The sequence below is a fragment of the Corynebacterium sp. HMSC078A10 genome, assembly GCF_001811565.1.
Lineage (GTDB): Bacteria > Actinomycetota > Actinomycetes > Mycobacteriales > Mycobacteriaceae > Corynebacterium > Corynebacterium hesseae.
In genome coordinates this window covers 127,992-144,432 of sequence record NZ_KV805205.1, presented here as the reverse complement: position 1 = coordinate 144,432, position 16,441 = coordinate 127,992, and the positions used below count along the sequence as shown (strand labels likewise).

General features: G+C 62.6%; 13 protein-coding genes. 6 read left to right on the top strand and 7 right to left on the bottom strand.

Features of this window, described 5'->3' with window-relative positions; all coding sequences use genetic code 11:
• Window positions 1-2 precede the first annotated feature (2 nt).
• Window positions 3-887: an amidohydrolase family protein gene (locus tag HMPREF2808_RS06820; RefSeq protein ID WP_083299224.1), complete on the bottom strand. Its 885-nt coding sequence runs from the start codon at window positions 885-887 to the stop codon at window positions 3-5.
• 39 nt (window positions 888-926) lie between these two features.
• Between HMPREF2808_RS06820 and HMPREF2808_RS06815 the strand changes: the two genes are divergently transcribed.
• On the top strand, window positions 927-2,147 hold the full coding sequence (locus tag HMPREF2808_RS06815; RefSeq protein WP_070563877.1) for a D-alanyl-D-alanine carboxypeptidase family protein: 1,221 nt from the start codon (window positions 927-929) through the stop codon (window positions 2,145-2,147).
• On the opposite strand, the gene HMPREF2808_RS06810 is transcribed toward HMPREF2808_RS06815, so the two are convergent.
• The 6 genes from HMPREF2808_RS06810 to HMPREF2808_RS06785 all read right to left on the bottom strand — a co-directional run bounded on the left by HMPREF2808_RS06810 (window position 2,122) and on the right by HMPREF2808_RS06785 (window position 7,503).
• Window positions 2,122-2,853 (bottom strand): RDD family protein, encoded by a 732-nt coding sequence (locus HMPREF2808_RS06810; protein ID WP_070563874.1) that lies wholly within the window; start codon window positions 2,851-2,853, stop codon window positions 2,122-2,124. The genes HMPREF2808_RS06815 and HMPREF2808_RS06810 overlap by 26 nt on opposite strands.
• Window positions 2,854-2,857: 4 nt before the next feature.
• The gene (locus HMPREF2808_RS06805) at window positions 2,858-3,940 is read right to left on the bottom strand and encodes a YhjD/YihY/BrkB family envelope integrity protein (RefSeq protein ID WP_070563871.1); all 1,083 of its coding nucleotides are present in this window, start codon (window positions 3,938-3,940) and stop codon (window positions 2,858-2,860) included.
• Window positions 3,941-4,002: 62 nt separating this feature from the next.
• Entirely contained in the window at window positions 4,003-5,037 is a 1,035-nt protein-coding gene (gene trpS, locus HMPREF2808_RS06800; protein ID WP_070530655.1) for a tryptophan--tRNA ligase, read from the bottom strand.
• A 48-nt stretch (window positions 5,038-5,085) separates the two neighbouring features.
• Window positions 5,086-5,277: a hypothetical protein gene (locus HMPREF2808_RS06795; RefSeq protein ID WP_049157254.1), complete on the bottom strand. Its 192-nt coding sequence runs from the start codon at window positions 5,275-5,277 to the stop codon at window positions 5,086-5,088.
• Between the two features lie 65 nt (window positions 5,278-5,342).
• Window positions 5,343-6,242: an exodeoxyribonuclease III gene (locus HMPREF2808_RS06790; protein ID WP_070563868.1), complete on the bottom strand. Its 900-nt coding sequence runs from the start codon at window positions 6,240-6,242 to the stop codon at window positions 5,343-5,345.
• 10 nt (window positions 6,243-6,252) lie between these two features.
• A complete protein-coding gene (locus tag HMPREF2808_RS06785) occupies window positions 6,253-7,503 on the bottom strand; it encodes an MFS transporter (protein WP_070564922.1) in 1,251 nt (416 codons plus the stop codon).
• A 162-nt stretch (window positions 7,504-7,665) separates the two neighbouring features.
• Here HMPREF2808_RS06785 and HMPREF2808_RS06780 point away from each other — a divergent pair, with 162 nt between their 5' ends.
• From HMPREF2808_RS06780 to HMPREF2808_RS06760, 5 genes are all read left to right on the top strand, one after another.
• The gene (locus tag HMPREF2808_RS06780) at window positions 7,666-9,849 is read left to right on the top strand and encodes an NADP-dependent isocitrate dehydrogenase (RefSeq protein ID WP_070624305.1); all 2,184 of its coding nucleotides are present in this window, start codon (window positions 7,666-7,668) and stop codon (window positions 9,847-9,849) included.
• A 123-nt stretch (window positions 9,850-9,972) separates the two neighbouring features.
• A complete protein-coding gene (locus HMPREF2808_RS06775; RefSeq protein WP_141746454.1) occupies window positions 9,973-11,508 on the top strand; it encodes an RNA-binding domain-containing protein in 1,536 nt (511 codons plus the stop codon).
• Between the two features lie 312 nt (window positions 11,509-11,820).
• Window positions 11,821-13,179: a PepSY-associated TM helix domain-containing protein gene (locus HMPREF2808_RS06770; protein ID WP_070564928.1), complete on the top strand. Its 1,359-nt coding sequence runs from the start codon at window positions 11,821-11,823 to the stop codon at window positions 13,177-13,179.
• A 52-nt stretch (window positions 13,180-13,231) separates the two neighbouring features.
• Window positions 13,232-15,265, top strand: a complete 2,034-nt coding sequence (locus HMPREF2808_RS06765; protein WP_070564931.1) for a M3 family metallopeptidase — start codon at window positions 13,232-13,234, stop codon at window positions 15,263-15,265.
• 82 nt (window positions 15,266-15,347) lie between these two features.
• The gene (locus HMPREF2808_RS06760) at window positions 15,348-16,376 is read left to right on the top strand and encodes an HNH endonuclease signature motif containing protein (protein ID WP_083299225.1); all 1,029 of its coding nucleotides are present in this window, start codon (window positions 15,348-15,350) and stop codon (window positions 16,374-16,376) included.
• The last annotated feature ends 65 nt before the right edge of the window (window positions 16,377-16,441 follow it).

Genomic DNA, 16,441 nt, shown 5'->3' with positions numbered 1-16,441 from the left:
TTCTACTTGGAAGACTCGCTGTCTTCTTCCGCATCGGAATCGCTCATTTCTGAAGCGTCTTCCGCGAATTCCGGATCCGCCAGTTCCTCATAGGCGGGCAGGATCTCCTGCTCGATGAGGCGCTGGCGGTCTTCTTCGCTAGCAAAGGAATTCTCAATGGCCTTGATGGTGAGGTCGAAGAACTCCTCGAGGCCATAGCCGAAGGTCTCGCTCAGGGCGAGGAAGACATCGCTGAGCTTCTCGCCCGCCACCGTGCAGGTAAAGCCGAGCTGCTGCAGCAGCGGCAGAGGGTGATCGACCAGCTCCTCTGCGGGCAATTCCTCTAGCGGCGCGAAGGTCAGCGCGATGCGGCGATCCCGCACCCACGCAGAGGCCTTGCCCGGGCGAACGCCGTCAAGGTCGGCACCGAAATCATCGATGAGATCCGTTGCGTGGACCAAACGCGTCGCACCGGCGTGCACGGCTGCCACGGCATCCTCGTACGAAGCCACGTCCCGCTCCCAGGGAATGAAATTTTCACGCAGCTTCTCCGCTGCGGACAGCTCAGTCAGCGCTGCACCGGCAACAGCCTCGCCGGCATCCACATTGTCGGCCGCGCCCTCCACGATGATCCGCGCATCAATACCGGGAACATCAAGACCCTCTTGCGCCGCAGCCAGCGCCTCGGCGGCGCCGAAGGGGAAAGCACTGGGGCGCAGGCGGAGCTCGGCGTAGACCACGTGGTCGTCGGCAAGCGCCTGCACAGCAGCGTGCGTGGCCGCGCGGAGCTCGTCCGGGGTGGATGCAACCGTGGGCAGCGGCGCCAACAGCGTCACTTTGGGCAGACGAGCGAAAATCTCGGCGCCGGAATCTTTGTTTTCGGGGCTAATCAGAGGTGCGTCATGCATGAGGTTCATCCTAGGACGGGGTCTAGGATTAAGCACGCTATGAAACATGTCCCCGCGCTCCTCACCGTCATCGCTCTGGCCGCCACGCCGCCGGCGTTTGCAGAAGAGGAAGAGTCATCATCGCCCACGCGCACCACTGCGCCGGATACTGACTTGTGCCCGCATTCCCTCGTGCCTGAGGAGCCGACGACCACCTCGGAGCGGTTGGCTCCCGGCCAGGCAGCGCCCACTCCCCTGCCCGCGGTTGAGGGCGCTGCGTGCGGTGTCACCGCGCCGTCGGGTTTTCGGGTCAATAAGGACGTCGTGGCCTCGGCGTGGATGGTCAGTGACGTGGACACGGGCGAGATCATCGCCATGAAGGACCCCAACGGGCGCTACCGCCCGGCCTCCATCATCAAAGCACTGTTAGCGCTCGTGGTCATCGAGGAGCTTCCCTTGGACCAACGCATCACCGCCACGCTTGACGACGCCTCCGTCGAAGGCTCCGCCGTCGGCCTCGGCCCGGATGGGGTCTATACCGTGGAGCAGCTTCTCCAGGGTTTGCTCATGGCTTCCGGCAACGATGCCGCACACGCTCTCGCGCAGGCCATAGGCGGGGATGAGGAGGCGCTGGAGAAGGTCAACGCGAAGGCGAAGGAGATTGGCACGCGCTCGACGGTGGCGGCCAGCTACTCCGGGCTGGACGCGGCGGGTATGTCGACGTCCGCGGCGGATATCTCGCTGATTTACCGCGCGGCTTTTGCCAACGACACCTTCGCGCGCATCGTCGATACTGAGCACGTGGAGTTTCCCGGCTGGGGTGACATGCCCGGTTATGAGCTGTGGAACGATAACGGGCTCTTCCTCAATGATCCGGATGGTATCGGCGGCAAGACCGGCTATACCGAGGACGCGCACCACACTTTCGTCGGTGCGATCAACCGCGATGGGCGCCGCCTCCAGGCGGTTCTCCTCGATACGACCGTTGAGCATGGTTTCCGCGCGTGGGAGCAGGCGCAGATGCTTCTCGACGAAGCCTCCGACGTCCAGCCCGGCGACGGCGTGGGGCAGCTCGATGATTTCGCGGCTGGGAGGCATGAGCCTTCGGAGTCGCAGGAGCCCAGCACAGCGCCCACCACGCCTTCTGCCACCGCCACCGCTGAGGCCCCGGCGACGGCGTCGTCCTTCGCGGACTCGCAGGGCTGGATCGGGTGGCTGGTGGCGGGCCTCGTCACCCTCCTCGTGGTGGCGGTGGCTACTTTTTCACTACTTCGGCGTTAGCCATGATGTCGTGCTGGCCGCGAAGCGCGTTCTTCGGGCCAATCGTGGTCACCACGTAGAGGGCTCCGAAGAAGGCAATGAGCGGGCCGACAAGCGGCACGAGGGAGGCCACGCGCCACCAGTTGCGCTTAATGCTCTGCTGCCAGGTGAGCTTCTCGCGGGTGGTGACATCGCGCACCGTGTATCCAGCTATCAGCTTCGCCGGCGTTGCTCCTACGAGGACCTCGAAGCAGATGTAATAGGCCACCGTGATGATGCCCGAGATGCTGGTGAGCCAGACCTCATTGAAAGCGGAGTTGTACACCCCGAGACTTACGAGGAGGGACACACCGATCGCCGCAATGACGTAGTCGATGACGGCCAAAAGCACGCGGGTGCCGGGGGTTGCACGCGGGGCGTCGTGCGCGGGCGCGGGAGCGTGGTGGCTTTCGTCCCAGCGGCCGGTATTCGCGTAGTCCTCCAGTTGCGCCCAAGTAAGCCGGGCGCCTGATTCTACCTTTTGGTCATAGCTTGCCCGGGTAGAAGGCTCGCAGAGGATGCGGGCGGCAACGGCGAGCTCCTCGCGCTCCGCATCCTCGGGGAGGTAGCCGAGGCCTTCGAGGCGGGCGTCGGCAGCCGCCAGCTGCACGCCGAGTTCGCGTGAGGTCGCGCGCGAATCCAGGGTGAAGTGTTCATACAGGTTCGGAGCGAAAGATACTGGAAGCATCGGCCTACTTTCGGCGCAGCAAGGCCCATGCGCCTGCGGCCGCCGCGCCGAGTGCGGCACCGGCACCCAAGGCCACGCCCGGGTTCGGGCCCCGGCGGATCTCATTGCGGACGCGGATAACCGCCTGATCCGGAACCGGCGGGACCATCAGCTCAAGGGATTCCTCGGTGGTGGCCGTCCACGCGGAAACGTAGAGCACGACGCGCCAGACCAGGTACATGACCACCATGAGGACAATCACAGGGCCGAACACGGCACCGGCTGGGTTGCCCGCCGCGGAGGACATGATGACGGTGGACAGCTGCTTGATGGCTTCAAAAAGCACCGCGCCAATGGCCGCGCCCATCAAGCCCGACTTGGTGGGCACCTTCGTGCGCGGCAGGAAGGCCACCATCCACCAAAAGACCAGGAAGTTAGCGATAAGACCAATCACGATTCCGGCGATAACAAGCACCGCTCCCATGCCAGGGAAGGACTCGATGCCGACCCACTCGAAGATCTTCTGGGTCAGCCCGGACGAACCCGCTGCCGTCACGCCGAAGGCGATGATCATGGCCACGAGCAGGCCGATGAGGCCCAGCAGGTCGCTGAGCTTATGGGTCACGAAATTGCCCGGTGCGTCGGTGGGGTCCTGGTTCCACATGGCAGAAATGCCGATGCGCAGATTATTCATCCAGCCGAGCCCGGACCACAGGGTGGTCAGGCCACCGATGCCGTACATCGCGCCGCGCTGCTTAATCGCGGTGTGGAGAAGCTCCGTAATCGAATTACCCAGATCGCCCGATACGGCGTTGGTGATCTGCTCCTCCAGCTGCTGCATGAGGTCGGGGCGGTTCGCCAGCACGGTCGCGGCGGCGGCCACGGTGAGCATGAAGATGGGAAAGAGAGCTAGAACCGAGAAATACGTAATTCCGGCCGCGAACTGGTTGCCGCCTTGGCTACCGTAGCGGTCCAGCATCTTCATAATGTGGTCGATGAAGCCGGACTTCTCACGGACTTTGTCTACCGCGCCCGGTTCATCGGCGTGAGCTCGCTCAATGCCGTAGTCATCGGTCTTCTTCTCATCAGGTCGAGTCGTTGGCGCCACTGGCGTTCCCCTTAAAAGTTAATTACAGAAACCTCTACACAGTCTTCATCATGCTAGCCAACTCAGCCGCGACGCGCGGGGAGGAACCCCACCGCCTCGTAGACCTTGTCCACGAGGGGGGTGGCGATCTCCGTAGCGCGCTCGGCGCCCTGGGCCAAGATGCGCTCGAGCTCGCCGCGGTCTTCCATGAGCTCGTCGTAGCGAGCCTTGAGCGGAGTGGTGAAGGCCTCGAGCGCCTCGGCCGTATCGACCTTGAGGTGGCCATAGCCCTGACCGGCATACTTGTCCACGAGATCCGGGATGCTCTCCCCCGTCAGCGCGGACTGGATGGCCAGTAGGTTGGACACGCCCGGCTGCTTCTCACGGTCAAAGGCCACCACGCCGAGGTCATCGGTCACCGCGGACTTGATGCGCTTGGCGGAGGTCTTGGGAGCATCGAGCAGGTTCACGATGCCCTTCGGGTTGGCCCCCGACTTCGACATCTTGGACGTCGGCTCTTGCAGGTCATAAATCTTGGCCGAGCCTTCCGGAATGAAGGCCTCCGGCACGCGGAAGACCTCACCGTACTTGTTGTTGAAACGCTCCGCCAGGTTGCGGGTGAGCTCGAGGTGCTGGCGCTGGTCCTCCCCCACCGGCACGTAGTGCGGGGAATAGAGAAGGATATCCGCGGCCATCAAAACGGGGTAGGTAAACAAGCCCACCGAGGTGCGGTCCTGGCCCTGCTTTTGAGACTTGTCCTTGAACTGGGTCATGCGGGAGGCCTCACCGAAGCCGGTCAGGCACTGCAAAACCCACGTCAGCTCCGCGTGCGCGGGGACGTGGGATTGGACGAAGAGGGTAGATTTCGCCGGGTCGATGCCCAACGCGATCAGCTGCGCAGCACCCGCCACAGTGCGGTGGCGCAGCTCCTCCGGGTTCTGCTCCACCGTGATGGCGTGCAGGTCCGGGATGAAGTAGAAAGCCTCGTGCGAGTCTTGCAGGTCAATCCACTGCTTGAGCGCTCCGAGGTAGTTACCCAGGTGGTAAGAGTCCGCCGTGGGCTGAATGCCAGAGAGGACTCGGGAAGCGGAGTTCGATGCAGAAGTGGAGTCAGTCATGGTTGACCACTCTACTCTGCCGCCTCCGCTGGGGCGGCGCTGCGTCGGTTAAATCTTGCGGGAGGTCGGGCTAATAACGTCCATCATGACGGCGAAACCGGCCACCATGAACGCGCCGCCAACGCCCTGGAGGACGATCGGGCCAAGGAAGGCAAAGGACGGTCCGACGATGGTCCACCACCAGATACCCAGGGCAAGCAGAATAGCGCCGAGGACAAAGTAGATGATTGCGCGGGTCATGAGCATCTCCTGCGAAATAGAAAAGGACGTTAAGACGGGATTATCGTACCACTACTTGGAGTGGGCTACTTGTACTCGACCAGAAGCGGAGAGTGATCAGACCAGCGCTCCTCCACCGTCGGCGCCTTCTCCACCCAGGTGCGCTGCGCGCGCTCCAGCATGGCCTTCGTGGCCGCCTGGTAGTCAATGCGCCATCCGGCATCGTTGTTGAAAGCCTGGCCACGGTAGGTCCACCACGTGTAGGGGCCATCCGCCGCCGGGTACAGGCGCCTGGCGACGTCAAACCACTGCGGATCCTTGGCCGCCTCCCAAGCGGTCTTGGTTTCGTAGTCCACCACGCCGAGCCAGTCCCCCAGCCCCTTCTTGTCCTGCGGCTGCTCATCCGGGAAAGAACCGAAGACGCGGTCCATGAAGGCGCGCTCCTCCGGCAGGTGGCCGGACTTTTTCTCGTTGGCCTTATTGTTCTTCAGGTCCTGGGCGCGGTGGCAGATGTTCCAGTCACCGCCGATGACGGCCTCCGGGTAGGTCACGGCCATCTCATCCAGAACGTCAGAGAATTCATCCAGGAAGAGGTATTTCTCATCCTGCTTCGGGGAATCGGTATCACCGGAAGGCAAATACAGGGAAGCCACCCGCACGCCTTCCACGGTGGCGGCGATGAAGCGGCCGGATTCGGCGAAGGAGCCGAAGCCTACGGAGACGTCGCCAAGCGCATGCTTCGATAGGATACCCACGCCCGCGCGGCCCTTGGCGGCAGATTCGGCCTGTACCAGGTTCCATCCGGCCTCCAGAGCCGGGGCCAAGGCCTTCTGGGTCTGCTCGGGGTTGGCGCGCACCTCCTGCATGAGGACGACGTCGGCCGGTGTGGTCTCCAGCCACGCGTTCATGCCTGGGTTGTTCTCATTGCGCTGTTTGCAAGCCGCGCGGATGCCGTTGACGTTGACGGAGGCGATGGTGAAACTCATGCCGGACAGTCTAACTCTGTTCAATAATCTTCACGGAAGGGGCTAGACGGCGCTTGTCCCACATTGTGACAACCCAGGTGAGACAGCCTGCCACCGCCAGGCCCGCACCGGCCAGCGCGGTGGAGTTATAGGAGTAGCCCGCGCCCACGACTGCGCCGCCGATGGCCGCGCCCGCCGCATTGGCGATGTTGAGGGCGGACTGGTTCAACGCCGCCGCGAGGGTCTGTGCATCCCCCGCCACGTTGACCAAGCGCAGCTGCAACGACGGCACAAGGATGGAGCCGAAGAAGGCCAAGACGCCAAAGACAATCGTGCCCGCCCACGCGCTGTGAGCCACGAAGTAGAAGGTCACCGACACGCTAACCATGCAGATAAGGGCAAAAATGATGCCGAATTCCAGGTTACGGTCCGCCAACCAGCCACCGGCGACGTTGCCTGTGGTCATGCCGATGCCATAGGCCATGAGCACAATCCACGTGTGGCTCGGGTCCATGCCGGCGACGTCCGTCATGGTCCACGTGATGTAGGTATAAACGGCGAACATGCCGCCGAAGCCAACGGTGCCAAGGAAGACGGTGAGCAGAACCTGGCTGTTTTTCAGCGCGCCAAGCTCAGTAAACATATCCGTTTGCGGCATACGCGTCATGTGCGGGAAGAGGAAAAAGAGCAGGATCATCGTCAGCCCCGCAATGGCCACGACCAAAAAGTACGCCGCATGCCAGCCCAATCCTTGGCCTAGGGCCTGGGCCGCGGGCACTCCGATCACGGTGGCGATGGACAGGCCCATGCCCACCATCGACATGGCAAAACCTTGGCGGCCCGGCGGCGCCATCGATACCGCCGCCAGGTTAGCTACGGAGAAGTACGCGCCGTGCGGCAGGCCAGCGATGAAGCGCGCCACCAGCAGAACTCCGTAGTTCGGGGCCACGGCCGTGAGCAGGTTGCCCACGAGCAAGAAGCCAATAAGCAGGATAATGAGGCGGCGGCGTGGGAGCTTGCCCGTGAGTGCTGCGATGACCGGCGCACCCACGACGACGCCGAGCGCGTAGACGGAGATGACTACCGACGCCGTGTCTTCCGTAATCCCGAAATCATCCGCGATGAGCGGCAGCAGGCCCATCGAGGTGAACTCCGTGGTGCCGATGGCGAAGGCGCCCAGCGCCATGGCGATCATGACGATGGTGCGGCGGGTTGAGGAGATTTCCGTTTGGCGCGGGACGGGACGGCGTTGGATGCGGGGAGCGGAGTGCGGGAGATTCACGTGCGCGTACCTTAGTCCCTTTCCCGCGCGCAGACGAGAAGGCCCTAGCAATCACACAGCCCCGCCCCGCTGGTGGCGCGAGTCACAGGGGGACCGGCACCGCGAGAAAATAAGACAGGTATCCTGTGAGGTTGAACAGTTTTCAACTTCTTTAGGAGAACCATGGCAAAGATTATCTGGACCCGTACCGACGAGGCGCCGCTGCTGGCGACCTACTCCTTCAAGCCGGTCGTGGAGGCCTTCGCTTCCACCGCGGGCATCGAGGTAGAAACCCGCGACATTTCCCTGGCCGGCCGCATCCTGGCCCAGTTCCCTGAGCGCCTTGGTGACAAGAAGGTCTCCGATGCCCTGGCTGAGCTTGGCCAGCTGGCTAAGACCCCGGAAGCCAACATCATTAAGCTGCCGAACATCTCCGCTTCCCTGGTGCAGCTGAAGAAGGCTATTGCTGAGCTGCAGGCAGCCGGTTTTGATCTCCCGGAGTACGAAGAGGCTCAGGAGAAGTACGACGCCGTCAAGGGCTCCGCCGTCAACCCGGTTCTGCGTGAGGGCAACTCCGACCGCCGCGCTCCGATTGCGGTCAAGAACTTCGCTAAGAAGAACCCGCACAAGATGGGCGCTTGGTCCGCTGATTCCAAGACCAACGTGGCCACCATGGACGCTAACGACTTCCGCCACAACGAGAAGTCCGTCATCATGCCGGAGGAGGACACCCTCTCCATCGTTCTGAAGACCGCCGAGGGCGAGCAGACCCTGCTGGAGAAGCTGCCGGTCCTCAAGGGCGAGGTTATCGACGGCACCTTCATGTCCGCCAAGGCACTCGATGAGTTCCTCAAGGCACAGGTTGCCCGCGCCAAGGAAGAGGGCGTTCTCTTCTCCGCTCACCTCAAGGCCACCATGATGAAGGTTTCTGACCCCATCATCTTCGGCCACGTCGTGCGCGCTTTCTTCGCTGATGTCTTTGAGAAGTACGGCGAGGAGCTCGAGGCCGCTGGCCTCAATGGCGAGAACGGCCTGGGCGCTATCTACGAGGGCCTGGACAAGCTGGAGAACGGTGCTGAGATCAAGGCCGCTTTCGACGCCGCGCTGGCCGCGGGTCCGGACCTCGCGATGGTCAACTCCCACAAGGGCATTACCAACCTGCACGTTCCATCTGACGTCATTATTGACGCCTCCATGCCGGCCATGATCCGCACCTCCGGCCACATGTGGAACAAGAACGACGAAGAGCAGGACACCCTCGCCGTCATCCCGGATTCCTCCTACGCCGGTGTCTACCAGGCTGTCATCGAGGATTGCAAGGCTAACGGTGCCTACGACCCGACCACCATGGGTACCGTCCCGAACGTCGGCCTCATGGCACAGAAGGCTGAGGAGTACGGCTCCCACAACAAGACCTTCAAGGTGCCGGCTGCGGGCACCGTTGAGGTTCGCAACTCCAAGGGTGAGGCTCTTATCTCCCACGACGTGGAAGCTGGCGATATCTGGCGCGCCTGCCAGACCAAGGACGCCCCGATCCAGGACTGGGTCAAGCTGGCTGTCAACCGTGCCCGCCTGTCCGGCATGAAGGCCATCTTCTGGCTCGACCCGGAGCGCGGCCACGACGCCAACCTCATCGAGCTGGTCAAGAAGTACCTGCAGGATCACGACACCGAGGGCCTGGACATCTCCATCGAGGATCCGGTCACCGCAACCAAGATTTCCGTGGAGCGCATCCGCAAGGGCGAGGACACCATCTCCGTGACCGGTAACGTCCTGCGTGACTACAACACCGACCTCTTCCCTATCCTGGAGCTGGGCACCTCCGCGAAGATGCTGTCCGTGGTTCCGCTCATGGCTGGCGGCGGCCTGTTCGAGACCGGTGCCGGCGGCTCCGCTCCGAAGCACGTCCAGCAGGTTCAGGAGGAGAACCACCTGCGCTGGGACTCCCTCGGTGAGTTCCTGGCCCTGGCTGAGTCCTTCCGCCACGAGCACAACACCAACGGCAACGCCAAGGCTGGCGTGCTGGCCGCAGCGTTGGACAAGGCCACCGAGACCCTGCTGGATGAGGGCAAGTCCCCGTCCCGCAAGGTAGGCGAGAACGACAACCGCGGCTCCCACTTCTTCCTGACCCTCAACTGGGCCAAGGAGCTGGCTGCGCAGACTGACGACGCCGAGCTGGCCGAGGCCTTCAAGCCGGTTGCTGAGGCCCTCGAGGCCAAGGCTGGCGAGATTGAGCAGGCGCTTCTCGACGTCCAGGGCTCCCCCGTCGACCTCGGCGGCTACTACGCCCCGAACGAGGAGAAGCTCAACCAGACCATGCGCCCGGTCGCTGCCTTCAACGAAATCATTGACGGCCTGAAGAAGTAATTCTGCGCTAGGCGCTTAACAAAAGACCGCTTCGTCTCCTCCCCGGAGTTCGAGGCGGTCTTTTCTTGCTTCATTAACCACAAACAGGCCTAAAACAGCACTCCGCGACGCTATTTTTACCCGTTGAGCTGCGAAGACTTTTTCTTGACTGTTTCTTGCTTCTCGCGCATACTTTTACTCATGACTCCCATCAATACTGCGCCTGAGGAACAACTTGTAGCCCGCGTGAAACGGTTTACAACGCTTCCGGCTGAGCTACCGTGGCTCGAGTTCAAGGTAAACAAGCTATCCTCCGGCGCGGAGATTGCGAAATATGCTTGCGCCTTGGGAAATTCGGCGCGCCTGCATGATGAGCCTGCGGGATATCTCGTGTGGGGTGTCAACGACGACCGAACCATCGTCGGGACGACCTTTAATTGGCAGCTCACCAAAGGGAAGGGAAACGAGGATCTCCTTCCTTGGCTCAACCGCGTCATTAGCCCAGCCCCTGAACTGACCTTCGACGAGATCACGGTTGATGGACATCTCGTTGTGCTTCTGCGCATCCCCGCCGCATTGTCCGCCCCGTATTCCTTCGAAGGGAAGCGGTATTTCCGCAAGGGCAGCTACATGAAAAACCTCATGGACTTTCCCAATGAGGAACGTCAGCTCTGGCAAAAACTCAACCAGTTCGAATTTGAGAACACAGTAGTGGCCGAGGGCCTTGAGCCCGAATCGATTACCGACCTGCTTGATCCTGAGGCTTTCTTCCTTAATAGACCGGAACTCCCACATACGACAGGCGCCGCCCTCATCGACACGTTGAGGAGCGCCAAAGCCATCTCCTACTCACACGAGCAAGGCTGGCATATTCCGGCTTGGTCCGCGCTCATGTATGCGCGCTCTCTTCAGGACTTTCCGGAGCTGCGCGGGCGCGCTCCCCGCGTCCTACATTTCAACGGTCCTTCACGCACGGAGGTGGAACGAGAATGGGAATTCACCGAAGGCTATGCGTCTTCCTTCACCCACATAGTCACGCTCTTCAACACCATTCGTCCAGGTGGCGAACATATTGATTCCAGTGGTAAGCGCGTAGTGACTCCGTTGTTGCCAACGGTAGCCTTCCGCGAGGTGCTAGCAAATGCGCTCATGCACCAGGATCTTGAACAGCGTGGCCGGTTCTTAACCGTGGAGATTTTCAGCGATCGGGTCGAAGTAACCAACCCAGGCACCCCGCTTATCGACCCCCAACGGTTCATTGACTCGGCGTCCACCACACGCAATACCCATCTCGGTGAAGCTTTACGTCTGGCGCATTTTGTCGAGCAACGCGGAAGTGGCTGGGATAAAATCGTCTCTTCACTCGAAGCCGAGCACTTCCCACCTGCTCTCATTCGCGCCAACGGAAGTACCACCGTCTCCCTCAGCGCCTACCGCCCCTTTGCGCTGATGACTATGGAAGAAAAGACCCAAGCCGTCTATCAACACGCTTGCCTTCGCTTCCTCGAGAACCTCCCCGTTAACAATTCCTCAATCCGTCAGCGCTTCGGGCTGAAGAATTCACAAGCCGCTCAGGCCACACGCCTGCTTGCCGCCACCGTCGAGGAAGGACTCATCCATGCCTACGATCCCAACGCCGGTCCGCGTTCGTTGCGCTATGTTCCGTTCTGGAGCGAATAGGGATCGCTTTCTTGCTTCATTAACCACAAACAGGCCTAAAACAGCACTCCGCGACGCTATTTTTACCCGTTGAGCTGCGAAGATTTTTTCTTGACTGTTTCTTGCTTCTCGCGCCTTATCTCGCGGGATTTTCATCCTTTGAGCACCGAGGACCCCAGTTAGTTAAAAAGTTTTTCAATACCTGGGAACCGAGAAACCCTCGCCTCCGACTACTAGTGCAGTTGATATCAGCACCTGTCCATCGCCCCTCCTGAACGCCCCGCGAACGTTCAGCAGAGGCCCTAATCAATAGACCCCGAAAGAGCACTACTTATGAGTCGGACGGCTCTGCGATCCTTCATTCAACGCATCCACTTTTATGGCGGCATGTTCGTCGGCCCCTTCATCCTCATCGCGGCATTGACCGGCTGTCTTTATGCCGTGGCGCCCTCCCTGGAGAAAGTGGTCTACCACGACGTATTGACGGTGCCTACCGTGGAGAATCCGCTGAGCCTGGAGGAACAAATCCAGGCCGCACAGCACGAGCACCCTGACATGCCGGTCACTCAGGTCTGGCCGGCCACGACACCGACGGATTCCACGCGCGTGCTGGTCTCCGATGAAAGCATCGACGAGAGCCTGCAGCGCACCGTCTTCATCAACCCCGCAACCGCCAAGGTCATCGGGGACTACCCCACCTACTCGGGCCTAGGCGAGATGCCGCTGCGCCGTTGGATTTCCTCCCTGCACGAAAGCTTCCACCTGGGCAAGGTCGGTGAGCTCTACTCGGAGCTAGCCGCTTCGTGGTTGTGGGTCATGGCCTGTGGAGGCCTCTACATGTGGTGGATTCGCCGCCGCCCGAAGAACAAAGCAACCGCGAACGCCGCACAGCAGCAGCCTAAGCACTCTGCCCGCTGGAAGGCCACTCGCCTGCACTCCACTGTTGGCGCGTGGATCTTCATCGGTCTGCTTGGCCTCTCTGCCACCGGCATCACCTGGTCCGGTCTGGCCGGCGGGAACGTCGATTCCCTCGTCGAGCGCATGCACTGGAAAGCCACTCCCATCAACACCGCCCTGCACGGCACCACCACTGAAACGCATGAGCACACCGGGCATGAAGGCCATGAAGGGCATGGAGCGTCGTCAAGCGCGAGCGTGGCTGCCGACGCCGAGCGCGTCCTCGCCACCGGCCGCGCCGAGGGGCTGACCGGACCGCTGCGCCTGTACCCGCCGGAGGATGCCCACTCCGCCTGGCAGGTCAGCGAACGGTGGGTGGAATGGCGCACCACCTCCGATGCGCTCTCGGTGGATGGCGCCACCGGAGAGGTCATCGACCGGCAGCCTTTCTCCAGCCTGCCGCTGTTTAGCAAGCTCAGCAGCTGGGGCATCTACCTGCACATGGGCATCATGTTCGGGCTGCCACTGCAGATTGCACTGCTCGCACTGGGGCTGGCCACCGCCGCGCTGGTGGTGCTGGGCTACTACATGTGGTGGAAACGCCGCCCACGCTTCCTCCCGACTGCCCACTTTTCCTGGGCCGCCACAGGGTTGGGCGCGCTATTCGCCGCCACCGCCGGAGTCTTCCTGCCGCTCTTAGGAATCACCTTGGCAGCTTTCCTGGTTCTCGATGTCATTCTGGTGAACCGTGCCACAACCCAGCGCAAGGAACGCACGCCGGTCCCGGTCGGATAGTTTAGTGAAAGCGATCACATAGGGCGGAGCTTATTAGGTACGGTAGTTTCTTATGACTAACCCACTGCTGACTCCCTCCACGCTGCCCTACCAGCTCCCGCCGTTTGCGAAGATCAAGGTCGAGCACTACCGCCCCGCCTTCGACGAGGCACTCTCGCTTCACGACGCCGAGATCGCCTCCATCACCGACAACCCCGCCGCCCCCACGTGGGAAAACACGGTGGAGGCGCTCGAGCGCTCCGGGCAGGACCTCGACCGCGTTATGGCGGTCTTTGGCAACCTCTCCGGCACGGACGTCACCGAGGAGATGGAGGAGATCGCCGCCGACATCTACCCGCGCTTGTCCGCGCACTATGACGCGATCTACCAGAACGAGGTGCTCTACGCGCGCATCAAGGAGGCCACGCCGCCTGCCGACGACGCCGAAGGCCAGCGCCTCCACGACCACCTCCTGCGCACCTTTGCCCGCAAGGGCGCCGACCTCGACGCGGCTGGCAAGGCCCGCCTGTCCGAGATCAACCAGCGCCTCTCCGCGCTCTCTGAAGAATTCGGCCGCAACCTCATGGCGTCTACCCGCGAGCGCGCGGTCTCCTTCACCGAGGAAGAACTCGAGGGCCTGCCCGCCGAGCGCATCGCCTCCGCCAAGGCCGACGCCGAGGCGATAGGCCGCGAGGGCTATGTCATCCCGCTGGAGCTGCCGACCGTGCAGTCCGAGCTGAGCCGTCTGGCGCGGGAGGATGCGAGGGGGAGGTTGTATGGGGCGTCGGCAAGCAGAGGCTCCGAGAACAACATCCCGGGTCTCATCGAGGCCGTCCAGCTGCGCGCCGAGCGCGCCGAGCTGCTGGGCTTTGCCACGCATGCCGACTACGTCATCGCCGAGGAAACCGCCGCGACTGCCGACGCCGCCCGCACCATGCTCTTCGACCTCGCCCCCGCCGCCGCGGCCAACGCCGAAGGCGAGCAGAAACTCCTCGCGGAGGAAGCAACGCTTAACGGTCAAGGTTTTAGCGCCGCGGACTGGCCTTATTGGGAATCCAAGGTCCGCGCCCGCGACTTCTCCCTCGATGAGGAAGAACTGCGCAAGTACTTCCCGCTGGACCAGGTCCTGGAGAAGGGTGTCTTCGCCGCCGCCGAGCGCCTCTACGGCATCACCGTCACCCCACGCGATGACCTCGAGGGCTACGCGGAGGGGGTTCGCGTCTGGGAGGTGATTGACAGAGACGTCAATCACGAGAGTAAGGGGATCGGCCTTCTTCTTACTGACTACTTCGGGCGCCCCACCAAGCGCGGCGGCGCGTGGATGAGCGAGTTCGTGGGCCAATCCCGGCTGCTGGAGCGCAAGCCGGTCATCGTCAACGTCATGGGCATCACCAAGCCCGCCGACGGCTCGCAGCCGCTGCTAAACATGGACGAGGTCCGCACCGTCTTCCACGAATTCGGCCACGCCCTGCACGGCCTGCTTTCCGACGTCCGCTACCCCACCTTCGCCGGCACCAACGTCCCGCGCGACTGGGTGGAGTTCCCCTCGCAGATCAACGAGAACTGGGCGCTCGATGAGAGACTGGTCAAGGAATACGCCCGCCACGTGGAGACCGGCGAACCTATTCCGGACGAGCTTCTCGCTGCCATCTCCGCCGCCTCCGAATTCGGCCAGGGATTCGCCACCTCGGAGTATCTGGGGGCATCGATCATCGACCTCGCATGGCATTCCCTGAGTGCTGCCGAGGCTGCCAAGTTGGAGGCCACCCCGGAGGCCGTCGCCGAGTTTGAGGCCGAGGCCCTGCGCGCGGCCGGGCTGGACAACGAGCTCATCGCGCCGCGCTATCGCTCGACGTACTTCAACCACATCTTTGCCGGCGGCTACTCGGCGGGCTACTACTCCTATCTCTGGGCCGAGGCGCTCGACGCCGATGGTTTCGAGTGGTTCAAGGAGCAAACCGACCTCCGCGAGGCCGGTCAGAAGTTCCGCGATGTCATTCTGTCGAAGGGCGCGTCCCGCGACTTCACGGAGGCTTACCGCGAGTTCCGCGGCCGCGACAAGGACGTCGCGCCGCTGCTCAAGCGCCGCGGTCTCGCCGGGGCCTAGTGCCGACTAGTTATCCACAGATTTCGTCGGATGGCTAGTTCGGGGCTTGGCGGCGGGATGGGGTGCTTTTAGGCTGCGGGGTATGAGATTGCAGACCTTCTTCGCCGCCCTCGGCCGCGCCATTGACTTGGTGGCCGAGTGCGCGGGTCTGTCTGAAGCTGACCTAGTCGCCCTCGGCGCCGCGCCTGCCGACGCCACCGTGTTCCTCTCCCTCCACCACACCTACTTCGGGCACACCTCATCGACGAAGAAGCAGCGCACGGCGGTCGAAGCCGCGCGCCGGCGGGGACACGGGCTGGTGACCTTGCAGCTTATCGAGCACTTCGTGGCCAAAGTTCGGGACCACAACAAAGCATGGGATTTGCGCGTGGAACTGTGCCAGACCAGCGCGGAGCTGGTGGAAAAGGTAGCGCGCAAGCGCCTGCGTCAAATGCGCAAGCCCCGCACGTATGCCGAGCGCGCCAAGCTCACCCAGCATGGCAACGGCCTGGCCACGCTCACGGTGACGGCGGACTCGCTCCAGCTGACGGGCGTATTTGAGGGTATCGACCAGGAACGCCCCGGCGAGAGCTTCCTCGAAAATCTGGAGGGCGGCGTCGTCAAGACTGAGGTTGCCACCATAGCGGTCCTGCAGCTCGATGACTACGCCGAGCTGCTCAAGGGCAATACCGACAAGGACGGCGAGGAGTTCATCGTCCGCACCACCAGTGGCGCGACGATGACCGGCTCGCAGCTGGTGGAGCGCGCTTTGCTGGACAAGGGGGTTATCGTGGCAGTCAGCCGCGAACACGGTCCGCTCGATGTCTTCCGCTTCCAGCGCTTCGCCACCGCCAAGCAGCGTCTCGCCTTGGCCGCGGAGAATCCCTGCTGCGCCTGGGAGGGCTGCAAGGTTCCCTTTGAGAAGTGCCAGATTCACCACATCAAGGCTTGGGCCCGCGGCGGGCCCACCAACATCCTCAACCTGGTGCCGCTGTGTCCGTACCACAACGGGGTCAACGACGATGATCCCGATGCCCCGCCCTCACGCGGCCGCATGGATCGCATCGGCGGGCGGGTGGCATGGATCCCGCCATACGACGCCTCGCCAGTCTTCACCAGCGCCTTCAACTAGCCACCACGCCCACCTTGGCAGCGCCCAGCTTGGCAGCACTCATCTTGGCAGCGTAAAGCCGGGCA